The organism is Thalassolituus sp. ST750PaO-4 (assembly GCF_020320405.1).
Lineage (GTDB): Bacteria > Pseudomonadota > Gammaproteobacteria > Pseudomonadales > Oceanobacteraceae > Venatoribacter > Venatoribacter alkanivorans.
On record NZ_JABVCB010000005.1, the window covers coordinates 673,067 to 691,239 of the forward strand.

Consider the following 18,173-nt stretch of genomic DNA (forward strand, 5'->3'; position numbering starts at 1 on the left):
TCAGTTAGGAGGGGATGCTCAGGAGGCTTTGGAAATCTGCTCCGCCATCACATCGCCGATGCACTCGGCAAGAATGCCAAGGCCGGCTTTCAGGGTGTCTTCTTCGATGGTCAGTGGCGTCAGGATTTTTACCACCTGGCCGTCGGAACCGCTGGTTTCAATAATCAGGCCGCGCTTGAACGCCAGCTCGGTAATACGGCTGGCAACCTGGCCATTCACACATTCCAGACCCTGCATAATGCCGCGCCCTTTGTGCTTCATCTGGCCGCCGTGCTCGGCCTGAATTTCTTTCAGGCGGCTGCGGATCAGCTGCGCTTTTTTCTTCACGCTCTGGCTGAAGCTGTCATCGGCCCAGTAGGTTTCCAGCGCCATGCGCGCGGTAATAAAGGCATGGTTATTACCGCGGAAGGTACCGTTGTGCTCGCCTGGCTTCCAGGTATCGAGCTTTTCTTTCAAAAGCACAATGGCCATTGGCAGACCGTAGCCGCTGAGGGATTTGGACAGGGTGATAACGTCCGGCTCGATACCGAATTCTTCAAAGCTGAAGAAGGTACCGCTGCGGCCACAACCCGCCTGAATATCGTCGACAATCAGCAGCATGTTGTAGCGCTTACAGAGTGCCTGCAGGCCCAGCATCCAGGCGGCAGAAGCGCTGTTCAGACCACCTTCGCCCTGAATACATTCAACGATTACCGCGGCCGGATGTCCCAGACCTGAAGAGCCGTCCTGCAGCGCTTTTTCAAAATAGTGCAGCGTATTGAAATCGCCGAGATAACCGTCGTACGGCATAAACTGCACACCCGGCAGCGGCATGCCGATGGCGTTTTTGTAGTAGTTGTTGGCAGTCACCGCGGCGGCGCCCTGGGTCACGCCGTGGAAGCCATTAGTGAACGACACAATGGTCTGACGGCCGGTATTTTTGCGCGCAATCTTCAGTGCCGCTTCCACCGCATTGGTACCGGTCGGGCCGGTAAACTGCACTTTGTACTTCATTTTGCGCGGCTTGAGGATGCGCTCGTTGAAGCTCTGCAGGAACGCCGTTTTCGCCTCGGTATGCATGTCCAGACCATGGGTGATGCTGTCCGACTCGATGTATTCCAGCAGTGCCTTCTTAAACACCGGGTTGTTGTGCCCGTAGTTCAGCGTGCCGGCACCACCGAGGAAGTCGATGTATTCATTGCCTTCGTTGTCAGTGAGGATGGCGTTCTGTGCCTTGGTGAAAGTCACCGGAAAAGAGCGGCAGTAGCCACGCACGTTGGATTCGAGTTCGTGATAGATATCCATGGTGTTTTTTACTCCTGTGCAAAAAGCATGAAGGGACCAATATGAACCAGCGTTTCGCTGTCGTGAGCGCCGCCAAAGTGTTGTTCGCGGTCAAACAGTTCGCTGGTCTGGAGAGGGGCGCCAAGGCTGTGAGCCAGGCGACGGAAGGTATTCCACGAGGCATCGTTCCCCGGTGTGATACTGGTGTGCAGGTGATGCACAACGTGTTGATGGCGCTTAAGCAGCGCGTGGAGCATGCGACTGGCAAGACCCTGACCGCGGGCTTTGCTGTCGACCGCAACCTGCCAGACGAACAGCGTGTCGGGCTGGTGCGGCAGGCGATAGCCGGAGATAAAGCCGACCATGTCGCCGTTCTGTTCTGCCACGATGGCAGTGTCGGCAAAGTGCGAACACTGCAGCAGGTTGCAGTACATTGAATTGACATCTAAAGGCTTGCAGCGCTCAACCAGAGAGAAAACGGCATGGCCGTCGGTTGCTGCAGGCTTCCGGAAGGTAATATTGTTTTGATCTGTAATGTTTTTTTCTGACGTTTCTGTCGAAAAAGTATCCATTTCTCGCTTTCAGTTGCCACGTACCGATTAATCAGCCTGAATTTGATTCAGTTTGGCTAAGGATTAATCATTACGGCAACTGCCATTTACTTAGAACCCTAAACAATTTAGCATCGTGGTAATTTATTTACAACTCTAAATAAAACGAGGTGAGCTGATGAACGCTCAGAAATGGCTCACATTCCGTCTGGATGAAACCTGTTACTGCCTGCCAGTGCGTCAGGTGCGTGAAGTTGCGCACTTTCAGCCGCCGGAGCCTGTTCCCGGTGCGCCGGCGGTGGTGTCGGGCATCATTAATCAGCGCGGCGATGTGGTCACTGTACTGGATGGCAGGGCGCTGCTGGGGCTGGCTGCTCAGGAAGCCACGGATGACAGCCGTATCATGACGCTGGAACTGGAACATGAAGTGGTCGGCATGGTGATTGATCAGGTGCAGGAAATCATAGAGCTCAATGAATCGGATATTGAGCCGCCAGCGCAGACGCAGGCACTGATTCTGGGGACTTATCAGCAGGGTGAAGAATTGCTGGTGGCCCTTAATGCCGATCAGCTGGGAAAACTGCCGGAGGCTGATGGATAATGAATGTTTTGAACCCTAACGATGTTAGAATCGGCTCTTATCAGAATGATCCGGACAACGACATGAACCGCTACGATGAGGTGCTGGTAGCCCTGCGCCGTATTATCCGCGCCACCGATCTGCACTCACGCCAGCTGAGCAAGATTGCTGGTCTGACCGCGCCGCAGTTATTGATTCTGCAGCTGCTGCGCCAGCACACCGAATTAACGGTGGGTGAGGTTGCCCAGCGCGTGAGCCTGTCACAGGCGACGGTGACCACCATTATCGACCGTTTGGAAAAGCGCGGTTTTGTTAAGCGTGAGCGCGGCAGTGCCGATAAGCGCAAAGTCTACGTGTATCTGACGCCGGAGGCGGATGCGGTGTTGCTGAATGCCCCGAAACCGCTGCAGGAAAGCTTTGTGCAGCAGTATCAGGATCTGCACGACTGGGAGCAGACGATGATTCTCAGCTCGCTCGAGCGGGTCGCCTATATGATGGATGCCCAGCATATCGACGCTTCGCCGGTACTGGATGTGGGCGCTCTCGACCGCGTAGACCGTGACGCCTGACTCGTCACGCCTTATCCGAATCCCCGATCTTTACCCCTGCCAAACGTGCCACTTATGGCCTGATAAGCACAAAGCCTGTTCCTGACCTGCACCAATGGCGGACGGCATCAGGCCGTCTTTCGGGTATAATGGCGCGCCTGCACCTGCCCGGCGTCCGGTTTTCACTGCGCCCGACAAAGAGGACAAGCGCCAGCCGTTGGACTGAATTAGCGGCTGAGGTTCATGAATTCGTCATCCTCGCTGTGCTACTCAATGCAGGCCCTCATATTCTGGAGAATTTCTATGACTGACGTAGTAATCGTTGCCGCTACCCGTACCGCTATTGGCTCATTTGCCGGCTCACTGGCCAGTGTTCAGGCGGTGGATCTGGGTGCGACGGTAATCCGTTCATTGCTGGAAAAAACCGGCATCAATCCGGCCGAAGTCGATGAAGTGCTGATGGGCCAGGTATTAACCGCCGCAGCGGGCCAGAACCCGGCACGTCAGGCCGCCATCAAAGGCGGTCTGGCAGATACCACGCCGGCGATGACCATTAACAAAGTGTGTGGCTCCGGTCTGAAAGCACTGCATCTGGCGGCTCAGGCAATTAAGGCCGGTGACGCAGACCTGATTATTGCCGGTGGTCAGGAATCTATGTCCAATGCGCCCCACGCTCTGCCAAATTCACGTAACGGTCAGCGTATGGGACCGTGGAACATGGTCGACACCATGATTGTGGATGGCCTGTGGGATGCGTTTAACGATTACCACATGGGTATCACCGCCGAAAATATTGCTGATGAGTATCAGATTTCCCGTGAAGAGCAGGACGCATTTGCCGCCGCTTCACAGGAAAAAGCGCTGGCTGCGATTGCCGCCGGTAAATTCAAAGATGAAATCACTCCGGTAGTAATCCCACAGCGTAAAGGCGACCCCAAGGTATTCGATACCGACGAAAACCCACGCGCTGGCACCACGGCTGCCAAGCTGGCTGAAATGCGTCCGGCCTTTAAGAAAGACGGCAGCGTTACCGCGGGTAATGCCTCTTCACTGAACGACGGTGCCGCTGCAGTAATGCTGGCCAGCCGTGAAAAAGCCGAAGCGCTGGGCCTGCCGATTCTGGCCACCATCAAAGCTTATGCCAATGCCGGTGTTGATCCGAAAATCATGGGCACTGGCCCGATTCCGGCGACTAAAAAGTGTCTGGAAAAAGCCGGCTGGACTCTGGCCGATCTGGATCTGGTAGAAGCTAATGAAGCCTTTGCCGTGCAGGCGCTGTCGGTTAATAAAGGTCTGGGCTGGGATGCAGACAAGATCAACGTTAATGGCGGTGCTATCGCTCTGGGTCACCCGATTGGTGCATCAGGCTGCCGTATTTTTGTATCGCTGCTGCATGAAATGATGCGCCGTGATGCGAAAAAAGGTCTGGCAACCCTGTGTATCGGTGGTGGTATGGGTGTTGCTTTGGCAGTAGAGCGTGCTTAAGCACGGCTTTTGCCGGGTAGAATCTGGGGACTGAAATTCGGAGATTGAAATCCGGATTCTGAATCCCGGAAAATAAAAAGGGCAGCTAAGGCTGCCCTTTTTTATTCAGCGCATTATTGCGCGGCTTTTTCGGCGAGTTGTTTTACAACCTTGCCGTTCATATACAACGCATAGCGGTCACGGGCTTCGGACTGGGTTTCGTCATCCCAGTCGGTGACGACAAAGCTGTCGTAATCGACATCGTGCAGTATCTGCGTCGGCTCGTAGCTCTCGCGGTGATAAATATGTCTGGCGTCTTTCAGATAGCCGCGATTCAGAACTTCCATGGTTTGCGGATCGGCTCCGGCAATCGGTGCTGAACGCTCACCGATCAGGTCGTAGACGGCGGCACGGTCACGGGCGTAGCCATCGGTATCGGGTAACAGCACAAAGCTTGGCGCATCGGCCATCGGCAAAATAATTTTTTCCAGATAATAAATGTGCTGGCGGTCTTTGGCCAGAAACGGCGTAATAATACTGATTTCATCCGGGTTCACTTCGCCAATGCGCTCAGCATCGTAATACAGCGTGGTGCCGGAAAGGGCATAGGCGGACGGGCTGCCCCAGGCATCCGGCACCCGTTTGAACTGTGCCGGGTCAGCACCGGGAATGGCCTTGCCGCCGAGGTAAATCTTTTGGTTATCGACCCAGTATTCCTCGTCACTGTCCAGCGCCCGGAAAGAAGCAGCGTCGGCATCCGCCAGCAGTTCTCCGCGGAAATACACCTGCTTATTATCGCGGGCATAACCTTGGGAATAATAATTGTTGCCCAGCACTTCAAAGCTTTCGCTATCGGCCCCGGCAACCGGACGGGCGTTGTAATACACCTGATTATTGACGTTGGAATAACCACTGCTGGCGATGCCGTTTAAGGCATTTTTCAGCAGCGAGCCATAGCCGAACACACTCAGTGCCAGCACGATAATAACCGTGGCGCCCAGGGTCAGGGTACGGCCGGAAATACCGAACAGCTCGGCACCGAATATCCAGTACAGCGCGCACAACGGAATGGGGTAACAGAGGAAGATCATCATCCCGATGATATGTTCGCGGTTATTTTCTGAACCCGGTGCATCAAATGCCATCGGCGACATCATCATGACCATTGGCCAGAACAGCAGCATCATGGTGGTTATGATCTGAAAGATTAAAAGCATCGGAATATCCTTTCCGTAAGAGTGGCAAGGTTGTCAGCCGGCCGCATGCCGGAGCAAAAAAGCATCATACAAAAAACGGCCAGCAACGGCTTTCCATTTTTATTGAGAGTTTGCTTGATATAAAAAAGGGCAGCGGATGCTGCCCTTTTTTATTCCCTGCTTTGTTCTATGGCTGTCAGAGATCGACAGACAACTCTGCCGGAATGTCATTCACAACCGGGTAATACAGATCGTATTGCAGCTCTGTACTGGTCTGATCGTCAATGAATACCTGAAAGGCGAGCAGCACAAAACCGCTATCTGGTGCAGTAATACTTGCTGCCAGTTCGATAGTGTCATTCTGCTCTACCTGCTGAGTATCAAGATCAGTCTGACTGCCATCACTGTTTACCTGAATCAGTTTCAGGGTGGCCGTCGTGCCGTAGGTGTATTCTCCACCAATATTGATTTCCTGAATTTCTCCGGCGATAACCGGTGTCTGACTCATTGGTGAAAATGTCGGCTGCAGATACGTTTCGCGTTCAAGATAGCGCGGGAAGGTACCTGCTTCGCGTTTGATGCTGATGTCATCAACCAGCCAGCCGCGGAAGCCGTTATACAGTTCGTCCTGGGTATTAAAGCGGAAGCGCAGTTTAATTTGCTCGCCGGCCAGATCTGAGATATCAATCGGCTCCTGCCATAACCACGCTGGCGCCTTGTTATAGCCGCGGTTGGAGTAGGGCAGCGGTGCACGGTCCTGATCATCCAGACCCACCGGATCTGACAACGGATTCAGACGGGCAATGGGTGTCCATTGAATATCATCGGTGCTGTATTCAATGGTCATCAGATCAAAGCCATTTTCATTCGGATTAACCGCCTCAATTTCCCACCAGGTACGGAAGGTAAGAGACAGTGGGCCGGTTTCAGCGCTCAGATCAATATCGGGTGAAACAATTGCGCCACCGTTCGGCGTTAGCGATGTCCCTCCATCGAGTTCCTCTTGTGGTTCTTCCGGCTCACCGAGGAAATTCCCCTGAGTGACACCTCCGGATGCGGCCTGGCCATACCAGCAGGCGCGGTTGCTCAGTGGGTCTGGGACTTTACCGGCAGAAGTATCATCCGGAGCAAGGAGTACCAGATCGTTGGTCAGCGCCTGATTTATGATGTCAAGGCCGGCATTGTGGCTGTGCCAAAGGTTCTGCAATTCTTCATCTGTTGCTTCAGCCGGAGCGTCTTCTGCATTCAGCGTGGCCAGAGGCTCCGGCCCTTCTCCAGCACCGGTATAAGATTGCGAAACGCTGACGGTCATCCAGCTACCACAGGCCGCTTCGCTGACGGGCTGCTCAAAATTTTCACTGTAAAGAGCATCACTGTTGCCAGTAGCTGCCTGCAATGAAAAATTCAGACCGCTGAGGGCAGATATCTGAGTCAGATCCAGAGGAATTACCCGTGTGCCATAGCCATCGCGGCTGATACGGATGGTGGCCGTTTTTATAGCTAACAATTTGCTTAGCGATACGTTAACGATCAGTACGAAGTGGCCGTCGTTATCGGTGGTCGCTGTGGCAATGGCACCGTTGGTTGCTGCGCCGCCAGAAATCTCAATCTGAGCATTATTCAGCGGACCATCGGCATCAAAAATAATACCGCTAAGAGAAGCGAAGAATCCCTGGCCTTCGAGGCTTTCGGCGCCGTTGTCAGTGATGACCAGAGGGGCCGCTACAGTGCTGCTGCCGGAGGCATTTTCTGCACGGATTTCCAGTGTCGTGGTTACGGTGACACCGGAGATGGTAATGGTCAGGGTATAACTTCCCGGAGCGAGATCAGGGAAGGTGATATGACCGTTGCTGTCTGTCGTCAGTTGTACACTATTGCTGGCAAAAACTGCGGCTACCGCGATGCCGGCAGTGTTTTTCGGGCTGATGGTTACCTGGGCCTCTGAAAGAGGCTTGCCGCTGGCATCCAGCAGAGACAATTGGCTCAGATTCTGGGTGACAGGAGTGTAATTGCCCGGTGGAGTACCGTTGTCACCACCTCCTGAATTGCCTGAACTACCCGAACCGCCGCCGCAAGCTGCCAGAAGGCCAGCCAGTATAAGAATGGAATAAGCTTTCATAGGGTAACCCTCCTTTGGTTAACGCGCTGAATCCTATCAGGCAGGAGGGAAAAATTCACAGACCCGAAGGTTTGTCTTACCAGACGTTTACTGTTTTTTTATCGCAGGTTTATGTCGTCGGCCACGGATAAAAACAAATGGCTCAATTTGCCCGGAGCGGTGAAAAGTGCCTAGGGCCTGTTAACATTAATTAAACAGGCCTGTTATCGGCTAAAAATTCCTCAGGCAAGGCGCTGGGAGTGTGGGATGTTCAGCACATCCCTGTGCTTCACCCCTTCGGGGTTGGCACGCCAATCTGTTCCAGACAGATTGGTAACGGGTTCAGCGAGCGAACAGCAACGCAGGATGAGGGATTTTTAGCCATAACCCTTCGGGCTGAGGCCAGTTTTCCCCATTAACGTCGTCGTTCGTTATTCATTTAACCCGTTAATATCCCTCCTCACTCCTTGTTCTGAGAAAAACTGGCTCTCAGCAGGCCCGATTCAATTAGTGTTAACAGACCCTAGCATCTCATTCTATGGGAGGAGACACGCTAACAAAGCGGCCTTTGCCTCTGGCTAACAGGCGCTAAGGCTTTTAAGCTGGAGCAAACAATTCGCCATGGAACGCATTATGACACTCACTGCTTCTTCTTTTGCCCTTGCCCAAAGCGGTCAGATGATGACTCAGCCACTGATTATTTCAGACCTGCTGGAATACGCTGCTGCGCATCATGGTACGCGTGAAATTATCAGCCGCCGGCTGGAAGGTGATATCCACCGCTATACCTACCGCGATGCGTTAAAACGCAGCAAGCAGCTGGCCAATGCATTGCTGGCTTTGGGAGTTCAGCCTGGTGACCGGGTGGCGACGCTGGCCTGGAACGGCTACCGCCATTTTGAATGTTATTACGCGATCTCCGGTATCGGTGCCATCTGCCATACCGTCAATCCACGGCTTTATACCGAGCAGGTAGAATACATTATTAATCATGCCGAAGACTGTTATGTCTTTCTGGATGCCTGCTTCGCGAAATTACTGGAACCGGTGGCGGATAAATTAACCTCGGTCAAAGGCTTTATCTTTATGATCGACGCCGACCAGATGCCACCGACCAGCCTGCCAAATGCGATTAATTATGAAGATTTAATGACAACATACAGCAGCGAACTGGTGTGGCCGCGTTTTCCGCAGGATACCGCCTCCGGCCTGTGTTACACCTCGGGCACTACCGGCAACCCTAAAGGCGTGTTGTATTCCCATGCCTCCACTGTGCTGCATGCCTATGCCAGCCGTAATCCGGATGCACTGAATGTTTCTGCCGATTCGGTGGTGATGCCGGTTGTTCCTATGTATCACGTCTGCGCCTGGGGTATGCCTTATATTGCTCCGATGAGTGGTGCGACGCTGGTGCTGCCCGGTGACGGTATGGATGGCCAGAGTCTGCATGAATTAATCGAGCTGGCCGAAGTGGATTTAATGCTGGGCGTACCAACGGTTTGGCTGGGTCTGATCGATTATTTAAAACGTAATAATAAACGCATGGATTCGGTTAAAACCGTCGGCGTTGGCGGTTCGGCCTCACCAAAATCGTTGGTGGAAACATTGGATAAAGAATACGGCGTGTATTTATTACCGATTTGGGGCATGACCGAAACCTCGCCGCTGGCAACACTGGGGGCACCAACCAAAGCCATGCAGAAAATGAGCGGCGATGAGCGCTATCGCCTGCAGACCACCGCCGGCCGGCCAATGTTTGGTATCGAGCTGGAAATTTTTGGTGAGGATGATCAGCCACTGCCACACGACGGAACATCACGCGGCTATTTACGTGTGCGTGGCCCCTGGGTATTGACGGCGTATTATAAAAATGAAAAACCGGATTCGTTCTTTATCGATGCGGATGGTAAGCAGTGGTTCGATACCGGTGATATCGCCGTGATTGATGAAAACAGTTATCTGCAGATTGTTGACCGCGCCAAAGACGTGGTGAAATCCGGTGGCGAGTGGATTTCCAGTATTGATCTGGAAAACGCAGCAGTAGGGCACCCGGACGTAAAAGAAGCCTGTGTCATTGGTGTGCGTCATCAGAAGTGGGATGAGCGGCCATTACTGTTTATTGTAAAAAGTGAAGAAAGCGATATCGATAAACAGGATATCTATAACTATCTGGAAAGCCGTGTTGCCAAGTGGTGGCTGCCGGACGACATTCTGTTTGTTGAGGAGCTGCCGCACACGGCCACGGGCAAACTGCAGAAACGTACGCTGCGTGATGAGTATATTGATTATCTGGTGGAGAAGGCCTGAGGGTATCTCCTCCGTCTGAATAAATAAAAAGCCCGGCAGTTGCCGGGCTTTTTTATATTGCAGGACGTTTTACTTTCTGACGCCAATACATAAAGAATACGATGTTTATCAACAGCAGAAATGCAAAAACTCCGCCGAGAATATACATCAGATTATTATCTCTGCCAGAAGCAGAATAGTCGGGTATGGCCAGCGCGGGTATGGATACTTTGCCTGAAGTTGTTGCAGCGCTCCGAGCTGGTTCAACGAGTACAGGTTGCGGTAATTCTGCGCTGATCAGACGGCCTTCTTTGGTCCCAAACTCCAGTTGCTTAACCTGAACAATACCTGGCTTGGTATTCTTAAACGCAATTGTGGCAAGGATGCCAGAGCCGCTGACTGCAGGTGCCGGATTAAGCAGGCTGAGAGCAAGGCGAATGCTGTGCTTTCGAGTATCAACGCTGTTGCTGACCTCAAAGGCGGACGTACCGAACAGACTCCCACTTTGGATCTGTATCCCTGATTTTCCGGAATCCAGATCAACGACCTCAAGCGCGGCTGCATCGTAGTCGAGAATCAGGTCGACACCATAGATATTATCCAGTGCAGTTGCTTCCAGAATCAGCCAGCGAATGCCTTCCTTGTCCTGAGTTGAAAAACTCAGGACCGGGGTTCCGGCAGAGGATGTGCTGGCTATCAATGTGAAAATTAAAAGAAGAATTCGCATGAAATATTCCAGATAATTATGAAGCAGGCGGGGTTTCCCCCGCCTGAATTTTATTGCGGGTTACACTGAACAGAGCCGAAGTGGCTGGCAAGAATAGCCAGATCCTGAACATTGATTACACTGTCTTTATTCAGATCTGCTTTCTGATCGTACAACTCATCACCATTGGCAGAGCCATACTTTCCGGCAAGGTAGGTGAAATCCGCGATATTGATTTCACCATCATCGTTGATATCACCGGCAAAGAGAGTGATCTGGCCAACATCAATATTCGCACCTTCGGAAATACTGTGATTCATGCAGCTTTGAACATAGTTATCAGCATTGAAAGCGATGGTAAAGTCGCCGTCGCGCAGTTCGTCAAAACTGAAGTTTCCTGCACTATCAACACCGGTGGTAATCGTCCGGCCATTGATGGTTACCGATACGGTAATGTCTTCAGGATTGACCCCAACCGGAATTTCAATGCTGCCACTGAATCCGCCATTACCACCGTGAATGCCATCATCGATAGTGATCGTCGCATTCTGGACTGTCACCGGAATCAGATTACCCGAAGCGTCTGATAAGGCTGCTGAACAAACAACATTCGCGGTTGTTGTTGTCATGTCCGCAAACAGATCCGCGCTAAGCAGCGTTCCGTTTTCTTCCAGCTCAGTATTTCCGGTATGTGTAATAGCCCCGGACATGTTCTGGCTTCCCCAATTGAGAGGCAGAGTCAGACGATTCTCACCGCCCCAGTCACCATAGCTACTACCAGTAATATTCAGAGCAGTGGTATCTACAGAGCAGGATACTTCGGTGGCGTAGGCCTGGCCCTGAATATCAATGGTCAGTGAAGAATATGCATTCTGGTATGGGTCAATTGTCAGCTTTTCCGGGTTGACAACAATGGAGGCCGCTTGAGCTGCTAGGTCTGAGAATGAATACTTACCGCCATCAAAATAGATTGCACCGTTCACGAAATCATAATGAAAGAACGGCATAAATCGAAGATCGTTGTTTACCGATGGTGCGCCAATGAATACCGGAGCGCTTAAAATCATATTGGCAATGATCGCACGGTATTGGACAAGTGTAATATTCTCAGGCAGACCGCTGGCGGCAGGGTCTTCAGGCAGGTTGGGGTAGTTACTGATTAGTCCGGGAATCGTTGTATCGATTACAGAGAACAGGCGGTCTACGGCATTTTTATAACCAGAGTCGATCAGCGACTGTAGTAACATATTATTTAAACTATCACTTTCCTGATTCTGATCGTTATAAGAAATTAAGAGTAGCCCATAAGAGCTTAACGGCGAATTTAACTCATTCATTAGTTTTAAACCCATATGTTGGGTATGGCCACTACTATTTACATAAGGGTAGGGACGTGTAACTGATGCCGAATCGACAAGATGTTCACTATCGTTAAAGCAACCAATGGTATAAATACGGGACTCGAGATCGGCATATGCAGGGTAATAATAACCATCAACGAGGTCTTTGAACTCGGCGTCTGAAATACCGGAAGGAAAAGTACTCTGCAGATCATAATCGATAATCAGCTGTTCATAGTTATCTGGTTTAAGTGGATAGGTACTGAGGATAGCTCCTCCCCAGCCGCCTTGAGCATTGACGTCAATAAAGGCTTCGTACGTATATTCCTGAGAGAAATCTAATGTATCTTTCTGGCAGAAGAACATCTGACTGTCCCGCACGTAATAAATCCGGTCTCCGGCGATATCGAAAATATCTCCTTGCGGGTAATCTGAATTTCTGTGGAAATCCGAGATCGCACCATCCAGCTCTCTGAGTTCACCGTTAATAAAGTGATAAGCATGCTCGCTGTTATTGGTGTCTCTGTAGATAATATAAGGATTTTTACCTGAGGTAAGAGTTACTTTTTTGTATTCGCCGTTTACCTCACCAGAAGCGAGTGTTATTGGAGCCCGTCCTGGCGAAAGCAATAGCAACTCGGCAAGTGGTGTATCACCGGGGAGTTGACGTTTAACTATACCAATCCCATCATATTTGAAATTGTCCTCGTATCCTGAGCCACTGAAATTAAGGTCTTTTAGATCCACAAGGTAAGTAGCATAGCCAAGATCCTGGCAAGAGCTCAGATTGTCGGAGAATAACTGATTAAAATCCCAGTTACCGACATTACAATAGTGTATATGACCCTCGCTGGCAGTAACTTCAAAGTCTGCAACTAAAATATGATTACCGCTGACAGCCCTGGCGGTATAGCCAGTAATATCTTTGTATAAATATTTTTTACCAATGATTTCGGCCCGAAGCGCAACAATTATACCGTCAGCGATGGCTTTGTATTCCTGCGACGTTGTTGATTCATTAATGCCTAGATGTGTAAATCTGATGGGATTGTCTGGCAATGCAGGATAATTGCTCAGTAATCCGCTGGCATAACCATCAGGCCAGGGTAAAAGATTTTCCAGATATTGTTCGCTTTGAGCCAACAGATCAGTCAATGATGGATCATAGTTGGTATCAATCATACTTATGGAAATAGAAGCATCTTCGTCTCCTATTTGTCTGGCAATCACGGCAACCCCGTCGGTTGTTGTACCAACGTAATTGGTATCATTCACTGCTGGGCTGGTTTCATAGTTGATGGGGGTGAATGTTCCAGCATAGGCTGAAGATATTGCGCCCGTTAGAGTTATGGTGAGAAGAGTTTTTTTCATTGTTATTATCCATATAAACAGGACTGGTGATGCTAATTATGTACTGGTGTACCAGTCAAACGCTTCTACTTTACTTAGTGCATAAGTATGAGATTTGTTTGTTTCACATAATAGAAAGCCCGGCAGTAGCCGGGCTTTTTTATTCTTTCTGAAATCAGAAAAACTCAGCTCTCCTGAATCTCTTCTTCGCCATCTTCCTGCGGCTTTTTAATCAGCCTTGAGGCCAGTACACCGGCTTCAAACAGCAGCCACATCGGTACGGCCAGAATGGTCTGGGAGATAACATCCGGTGGCGTAACCAGCATGCCGACAACAAAGCAGCCAACAAAAATATAAGGGCGCTTTTCTGTCAGGGCGGCAACGGTGGTAATGCCGCTGAGTACCATCAGGAAAGTCGCAATCGGTATCTCAAAGGCGATGCCAAAGGCAAAAAAGATTTTAAGAATAAAATCGAGAATATTGCTGATGTCCGGCATAAAGGAAATGCCTTCTGGTCCGGCGGCGGTAAAGAAGCCGAAGGCCAGTGGCAGCACCACAAAGTAGGCAAAGGCGATGCCTGTATAAAACAGGACAACGCTGGAGACCAGCAACGGAATACCGAATTTCTTTTCGTGCTGATACAAACCGGGAGAGATAAAACTCCATACCTGATGCAGCAGAAAAGGCACTGCCAGCAGTACCGCCAGAACCAATGTCAGTTTAAACGGCACCAAAAAAGGCGAGGCCACACCGGTGGCGATCATATTGCCGCTGTCGGGCAACAATACTGACAGTGGTTTTACCAGAATCAGGTACAGGTCGTTGGCAAAGTAGAACATGCCAAGAAACAGCACCAATACCACCAGTACCGATTTCAGCAAACGGTTTCGCAGTTCTATCAGGTGGGCAATCAGGGGTTGTTCATGATCGGTCATGATGACGCATCGGTATTATCAGGTTTTGAATTGGTAGCAGGCTGCTGCGGGCCAGATTGTTGTGGCGCTGGTTGTTGTGGACCTGGCTGCTGAGGACCAGCGACAGCTACCGGTTTATTGTCCGGCTGCGTTTCTGCTTTAGGCTTGGGCTGAATGCTGTTAGCCGATGGCGAATCGTCATCGAGAAACGTGGCATAAGGGTCTTTCAGCTTTTCGCGTAATTCTTCGGTGCGGACCTGGCGCTCAAGATCATCCTGGATATTGCTCATGGTGCGGCGCATACGGCCAAGAAACAGACCTACTGTGCGGGCTGCTTTTGGCAGTCGTTCCGGGCCGAGCACCAGCAGGCCCAGAATGGCTACCACCATTAATTCCAGAAAACCGATATCGAACATCAGATTTTATCTTGGTCTTTGTTGGTGCTTTTGAATTCGGCGTCTTTGGCTGCGCCTTCTTTATGCTCCAGTGTTTTTGCCGGCTCTTTACTGTCGTCTTCATCGGCTTTTGCACTGCTGTCGTCATTCACAGCTTTTTTAAAGCTCTTGATTGCTCCGCCCAGGTCGCCACCCAGGTTGCGCAGTTTTTTGGTACCGAAAATCATAATAACGATGGCCAGAACGATTAATAATTGCCAGATACTGATTCCGCCGAGCATAGGAAAATCCTCTTATTCTTAATTTAAAAATTACATCAGAAACCGGGCAGCTGATCGCCGCCCAGTATATGAAAGTGCATATGGAAAACTTCCTGCCCACCTTCTTTACCGGTATTGGTAATGGTGCGGAAGCCGGTCAGGTTTTGTGTGCGGGCAATGGCCGACAGGCTGAGCATTAAATGGCTCATCAGGCTGGCATCAGCCTCGCTCAGATCATTCAGGTTAACGATATGGCGCTTGGGAATGACCAGCAGGTGGGTGTCTGCTTTAGGCGCAATATCGTGAAACGCCAGCAGGTGCTCATCTTCATAAACGACATTGGCCGGAATCTTTCCGGCGACAATCTGGCAAAACAGACAGTCCGGCATACTCAATCTCTCAGTTCTCTGGTCTGTACCGGTTTACTTGGGCGTACGTGACGCCTTTTCTTCCAGGCCGGACATATTAAAGCGTCGTGCCAGTTCGTTAACCACGGCTTCCGGGCGCTCACCCAGCTTGGCCAGTGCCACCAGGGTGTGGAACCACAGGTCGGCGGTCTCGTAGATAACATCGCTGTTATCGCCACTGGTCTCGGCGTCTTTGGCGGCCAGAATGGTTTCGGTGGCTTCTTCGCCAACCTTCTCCAGAATCTTGTTCAGGCCCTTGTGATACAGGCTGGCCACATAGGATGAATCGGCGGCCGCGCTCTTACGTTCTTCAAGGATATCGCCGAGGGCGGAAAGTATATCGCTCATAGCTGTTTCAGTTTCGTTAAGTAGCAATCAATAAATGTCTTTCGGATCTTTCAGCACCGGATCAACGCTGACCCATTCGCCATCCTGATAGACCCGGTAGAAGCAGCTTTCGCGGCCGGTGTGACAGGCGATACCGCCAATCTGTTCCACCTGCAGGGTGATGACATCGGCGTCACAGTCGAGGCGCACTTCGTGCAGCTGCTGCACATGGCCGGAAGACTCGCCTTTACGCCACAGTTGCTGGCGCGAGCGGGAATAGTAGATGGCGCGGTTTTCCTGCACCGTCAGCGCCAGTGCTTCCCGGTTCATCCAGGCCATCATCAGGATACGGCCGGTCTTATAATCCTGCGCAATGGCCGGCACCAGACCATCGGCGTCCCACTTTACGGCATCAAGCCAGTTACTCATAACATCCCCCGCGTTCAGAGGTCGCAGGATACCCCATGCCCGGGGTTTCGGGTAGGGCTTCGCCGCCTGTGGATGCAGGTGAAGAAGGCAGCAAACAAGACGCACCAGAACAACGCCGGCGTTATTGTCCGGCGCGCCTTTATAGTGCTGACGGTTTTATCGTTAATAGCGGGCACTAACAGTACGTAACAATTCTGATCAAATTGTCAGTATTGGCCTCTTTAGGTACCCCATCAGAGGTAGGTTTGGCCTGTTAACTCAGGCATTGGCATGGGCGCTGCTCTTCACTCCTGCAGACTCACAACAAGAGCTGCAAACCATGACGTTAACCAAGCAAAAAAGTAAAACCAGAAACCTGTCCCGCCGCGTATTCACTCCGGCACCGCTGGCGGCCTGTATCGCAACCCTGCTGTTGTCGGCGGTGATGCCGGCGGCGCAGGCAGAGCCCTTTAAGCCGGAAGTTTTTACGGTCGAGAAAACCATTCAGCCCGGGCCGAATGTGTTTATGAACGAAGCCGCGTGGGGGGGCGCCAGCCAGATTCACGTCTTCGCTCAGGATGACCTGCACTATAAAGGTTCGATGCCGGCGGGGATTACCTCGCAGATGAAAGTCTCGAAAGACGGCAAAACCGTTTACGTGCTGTCGGACTTTGCCAAGCGCATTACTTATGGTCCGGTAGAAAGTGTGGTGCAGGTGTATGACGTAGAAACCCTGAGCCGTAAGAAAGAAATCATCGTGCCTAATAAAGCCGTAAAAGCCATTGGCATGACCCAGCTGCTGGAATTAAGCGCCGATGAAAAACTGCTGTATGTGCAGAATGCCACACCGGCCACCTCGGTTTCGGTCATTGATATTGCCGCCGGCGAAGTGATTACTGAAGTGCCGACCCCGGGATGTTACGGCGTTTATCCGGCACTCAAAGGCACCAGCTTCAGTACGCCCTGTGGTACCGGTCAGCTGAAAACCTTCACCCTGAAAGGTAAGGAATACAGTGTTGAAGCATCGGGCAAATTATTCGATGTGGATGCCGACCCGATTTATATCCACAGCGAACGCCGTAAAAACGGTGAGCTGATCCTGACCACCTTCGGCGGTGCCCTGTACCTCGCCGATGACAGTGGCAAAACCGTAAAAATGAAAGAAAAACTGCAGGTGAATGCCGGCATCGAAGGCGACTGGGCTCCGGGTGGTTATGCCATCACGGCTTACAGCAGCACGCTGGATATGGTGTTTATGCTGATGCATTCAGGCGCTTATGACGGCAGCCATAAAAACGGCTCTGAAGAAATCTGGGCTTACAGTCTGAAGAAGAAAAAACTCATCAGCCGTTCTCCGGCACCGCATATGGTGGCGCTGAGTGTGACTGAGGGCAAAACCCCGGTGCTGTTCGGTTCCAATGAAGAAGATGAAACCATCGACAAGTACGTACTGAGCAGCGATGGCGACTTTATGTTTGAGAAGGCGGCGGCCGACGAAAAAGCCGGTTGGACCACCTCGCTGGCGGTGTCTCATGACTGAGTTACTGCCACTGGCGAGCCTCACGCTGCTGGTGTTTACCCTGCTGGTATTCCTGCGCGCTGCACTGCACAAAGCACTGGATTTTCTCGAATTCCAGGGCTTTGTTGCCGACTACGAACTGCTGCCGGAAGCTTTGGTTAAGCCCGCTGCTGCTGCCTTGCTGGCTCTCGAAGGCGTGCTGGTGCTGATGCTGTTATTCAGCGCCAGCCGTGTTGCCGGACTGGTGCTGGCGGCGCTGTTGCTCGGGGGATATGCCATCGCTATGGGCATCAATATCCATCGCGGTCATACCCGCATCGAATGTGGCTGTGGCGGTACTCCGCAACTGCTGAGCAAAACCCTGTTGCTGCGTAATGCGCTGCTGATGGTCTTCGCTCTGCTGCCATTGCTCGGTCTGCCGGAAGCACTGCAGAGCGCCGAAATCGTGGTGGCCATCGCTGCTGCCGTCTTTATGTCGCTCGCCTTCCTGTTATTTGAGCAGGTGAACGCCAACCTGCTGGCCATCCGTGAAATGGCCAACTCACTGAAACGAATTTAAGA

The 18,173-nt window shown here is 51.5% G+C and carries 18 protein-coding genes; 6 read left to right on the top strand and 12 right to left on the bottom strand.

The window, feature by feature from the left end:
• Positions 1–18 precede the first annotated feature (18 nt).
• Both ectB and ectA read right to left on the bottom strand, forming a co-directional pair.
• Entirely contained in the window at positions 19–1,284 is a 1,266-nt protein-coding gene (gene ectB / locus HUF18_RS05470; protein ID WP_225691424.1) for a diaminobutyrate--2-oxoglutarate transaminase, read from the bottom strand.
• Positions 1,285–1,292: 8 nt separating this feature from the next.
• Positions 1,293–1,835 carry a diaminobutyrate acetyltransferase gene (ectA, locus tag HUF18_RS05475; protein WP_145466974.1) on the bottom strand — a complete coding sequence of 181 codons (543 nt, stop codon included), beginning with the start codon at positions 1,833–1,835 and terminating at the stop codon, positions 1,293–1,295.
• Between the two features lie 157 nt (positions 1,836–1,992).
• Between ectA and HUF18_RS05480 the strand changes: the two genes are divergently transcribed.
• From HUF18_RS05480 to HUF18_RS05490, 3 genes are all read left to right on the top strand, one after another.
• On the top strand, positions 1,993–2,415 hold the full coding sequence (locus tag HUF18_RS05480; RefSeq protein ID WP_225691425.1) for a chemotaxis protein CheW: 423 nt from the start codon (positions 1,993–1,995) through the stop codon (positions 2,413–2,415).
• Entirely contained in the window at positions 2,415–2,963 is a 549-nt protein-coding gene (locus HUF18_RS05485) for a MarR family winged helix-turn-helix transcriptional regulator (RefSeq protein ID WP_328296342.1), read from the top strand. The genes HUF18_RS05480 and HUF18_RS05485 overlap by 1 nt, the downstream gene beginning before the upstream one ends.
• Before the next feature lie 282 nt (positions 2,964–3,245).
• Positions 3,246–4,427: an acetyl-CoA C-acetyltransferase gene (locus tag HUF18_RS05490; RefSeq protein WP_225691426.1), complete on the top strand. Its 1,182-nt coding sequence runs from the start codon at positions 3,246–3,248 to the stop codon at positions 4,425–4,427.
• Positions 4,428–4,540: 113 nt separating this feature from the next.
• On the opposite strand, the gene HUF18_RS05495 is transcribed toward HUF18_RS05490, so the two are convergent.
• Together HUF18_RS05495 and HUF18_RS05500 are read right to left on the bottom strand one after the other, a co-directional pair.
• Entirely contained in the window at positions 4,541–5,623 is a 1,083-nt protein-coding gene (locus HUF18_RS05495; RefSeq protein WP_225691427.1) for a DKNYY domain-containing protein, read from the bottom strand.
• Positions 5,624–5,798: 175 nt separating this feature from the next.
• Complete coding sequence (locus HUF18_RS05500; protein WP_225691428.1) at positions 5,799–7,721, bottom strand: carboxypeptidase regulatory-like domain-containing protein; 1,923 nt, start codon at positions 7,719–7,721, stop codon at positions 5,799–5,801.
• Positions 7,722–8,333: 612 nt separating this feature from the next.
• Between HUF18_RS05500 and HUF18_RS05505 the strand changes: the two genes are divergently transcribed.
• On the top strand, positions 8,334–10,007 hold the full coding sequence (locus HUF18_RS05505; protein ID WP_225691429.1) for a long-chain-fatty-acid--CoA ligase: 1,674 nt from the start codon (positions 8,334–8,336) through the stop codon (positions 10,005–10,007).
• A gap of 52 nt (positions 10,008–10,059) precedes the next feature.
• Here HUF18_RS05505 and HUF18_RS05510 read toward each other — a convergent pair whose 3' ends face one another.
• The 8 genes from HUF18_RS05510 to hisI form a co-directional block, all read right to left on the bottom strand.
• Positions 10,060–10,713 carry a cohesin domain-containing protein gene (locus HUF18_RS05510; protein WP_225691430.1) on the bottom strand — a complete coding sequence of 218 codons (654 nt, stop codon included), beginning with the start codon at positions 10,711–10,713 and terminating at the stop codon, positions 10,060–10,062.
• Positions 10,714–10,763: 50 nt separating this feature from the next.
• Positions 10,764–13,403: a dockerin type I domain-containing protein gene (locus HUF18_RS05515; protein ID WP_225691431.1), complete on the bottom strand. Its 2,640-nt coding sequence runs from the start codon at positions 13,401–13,403 to the stop codon at positions 10,764–10,766.
• A 164-nt stretch (positions 13,404–13,567) separates the two neighbouring features.
• The gene (tatC, locus tag HUF18_RS05520) at positions 13,568–14,317 is read right to left on the bottom strand and encodes a twin-arginine translocase subunit TatC (protein WP_225691432.1); all 750 of its coding nucleotides are present in this window, start codon (positions 14,315–14,317) and stop codon (positions 13,568–13,570) included.
• A complete protein-coding gene (gene tatB / locus HUF18_RS05525) occupies positions 14,314–14,712 on the bottom strand; it encodes a Sec-independent protein translocase protein TatB (protein ID WP_225691433.1) in 399 nt (132 codons plus the stop codon). Before tatB ends, tatC begins: the two co-directional genes overlap by 4 nt.
• A complete protein-coding gene (gene tatA / locus HUF18_RS05530) occupies positions 14,712–14,972 on the bottom strand; it encodes a Sec-independent protein translocase subunit TatA (protein ID WP_145466952.1) in 261 nt (86 codons plus the stop codon). Before tatA ends, tatB begins: the two co-directional genes overlap by 1 nt.
• 35 nt (positions 14,973–15,007) lie before the next feature.
• On the bottom strand, positions 15,008–15,340 hold the full coding sequence (locus HUF18_RS05535) for a histidine triad nucleotide-binding protein (protein WP_225691434.1): 333 nt from the start codon (positions 15,338–15,340) through the stop codon (positions 15,008–15,010).
• Between the two features lie 33 nt (positions 15,341–15,373).
• Positions 15,374–15,706, bottom strand: coding sequence for a phosphoribosyl-ATP diphosphatase (locus HUF18_RS05540; protein WP_145466948.1), 333 nt, complete (start codon positions 15,704–15,706; stop codon positions 15,374–15,376).
• Between the two features lie 27 nt (positions 15,707–15,733).
• Positions 15,734–16,114 (bottom strand): phosphoribosyl-AMP cyclohydrolase, encoded by a 381-nt coding sequence (hisI, locus tag HUF18_RS05545; RefSeq protein ID WP_145466946.1) that lies wholly within the window; start codon positions 16,112–16,114, stop codon positions 15,734–15,736.
• Between the two features lie 319 nt (positions 16,115–16,433).
• Here hisI and HUF18_RS05550 point away from each other — a divergent pair, with 319 nt between their 5' ends.
• Both HUF18_RS05550 and HUF18_RS05555 read left to right on the top strand, forming a co-directional pair.
• Positions 16,434–17,633 carry an amine dehydrogenase large subunit gene (locus tag HUF18_RS05550; RefSeq protein ID WP_225691435.1) on the top strand — a complete coding sequence of 400 codons (1,200 nt, stop codon included), beginning with the start codon at positions 16,434–16,436 and terminating at the stop codon, positions 17,631–17,633.
• Entirely contained in the window at positions 17,626–18,171 is a 546-nt protein-coding gene (locus tag HUF18_RS05555) for a MauE/DoxX family redox-associated membrane protein (RefSeq protein ID WP_225691436.1), read from the top strand. Before HUF18_RS05550 ends, HUF18_RS05555 begins: the two co-directional genes overlap by 8 nt.
• The last annotated feature ends 2 nt before the right edge of the window (positions 18,172–18,173 follow it).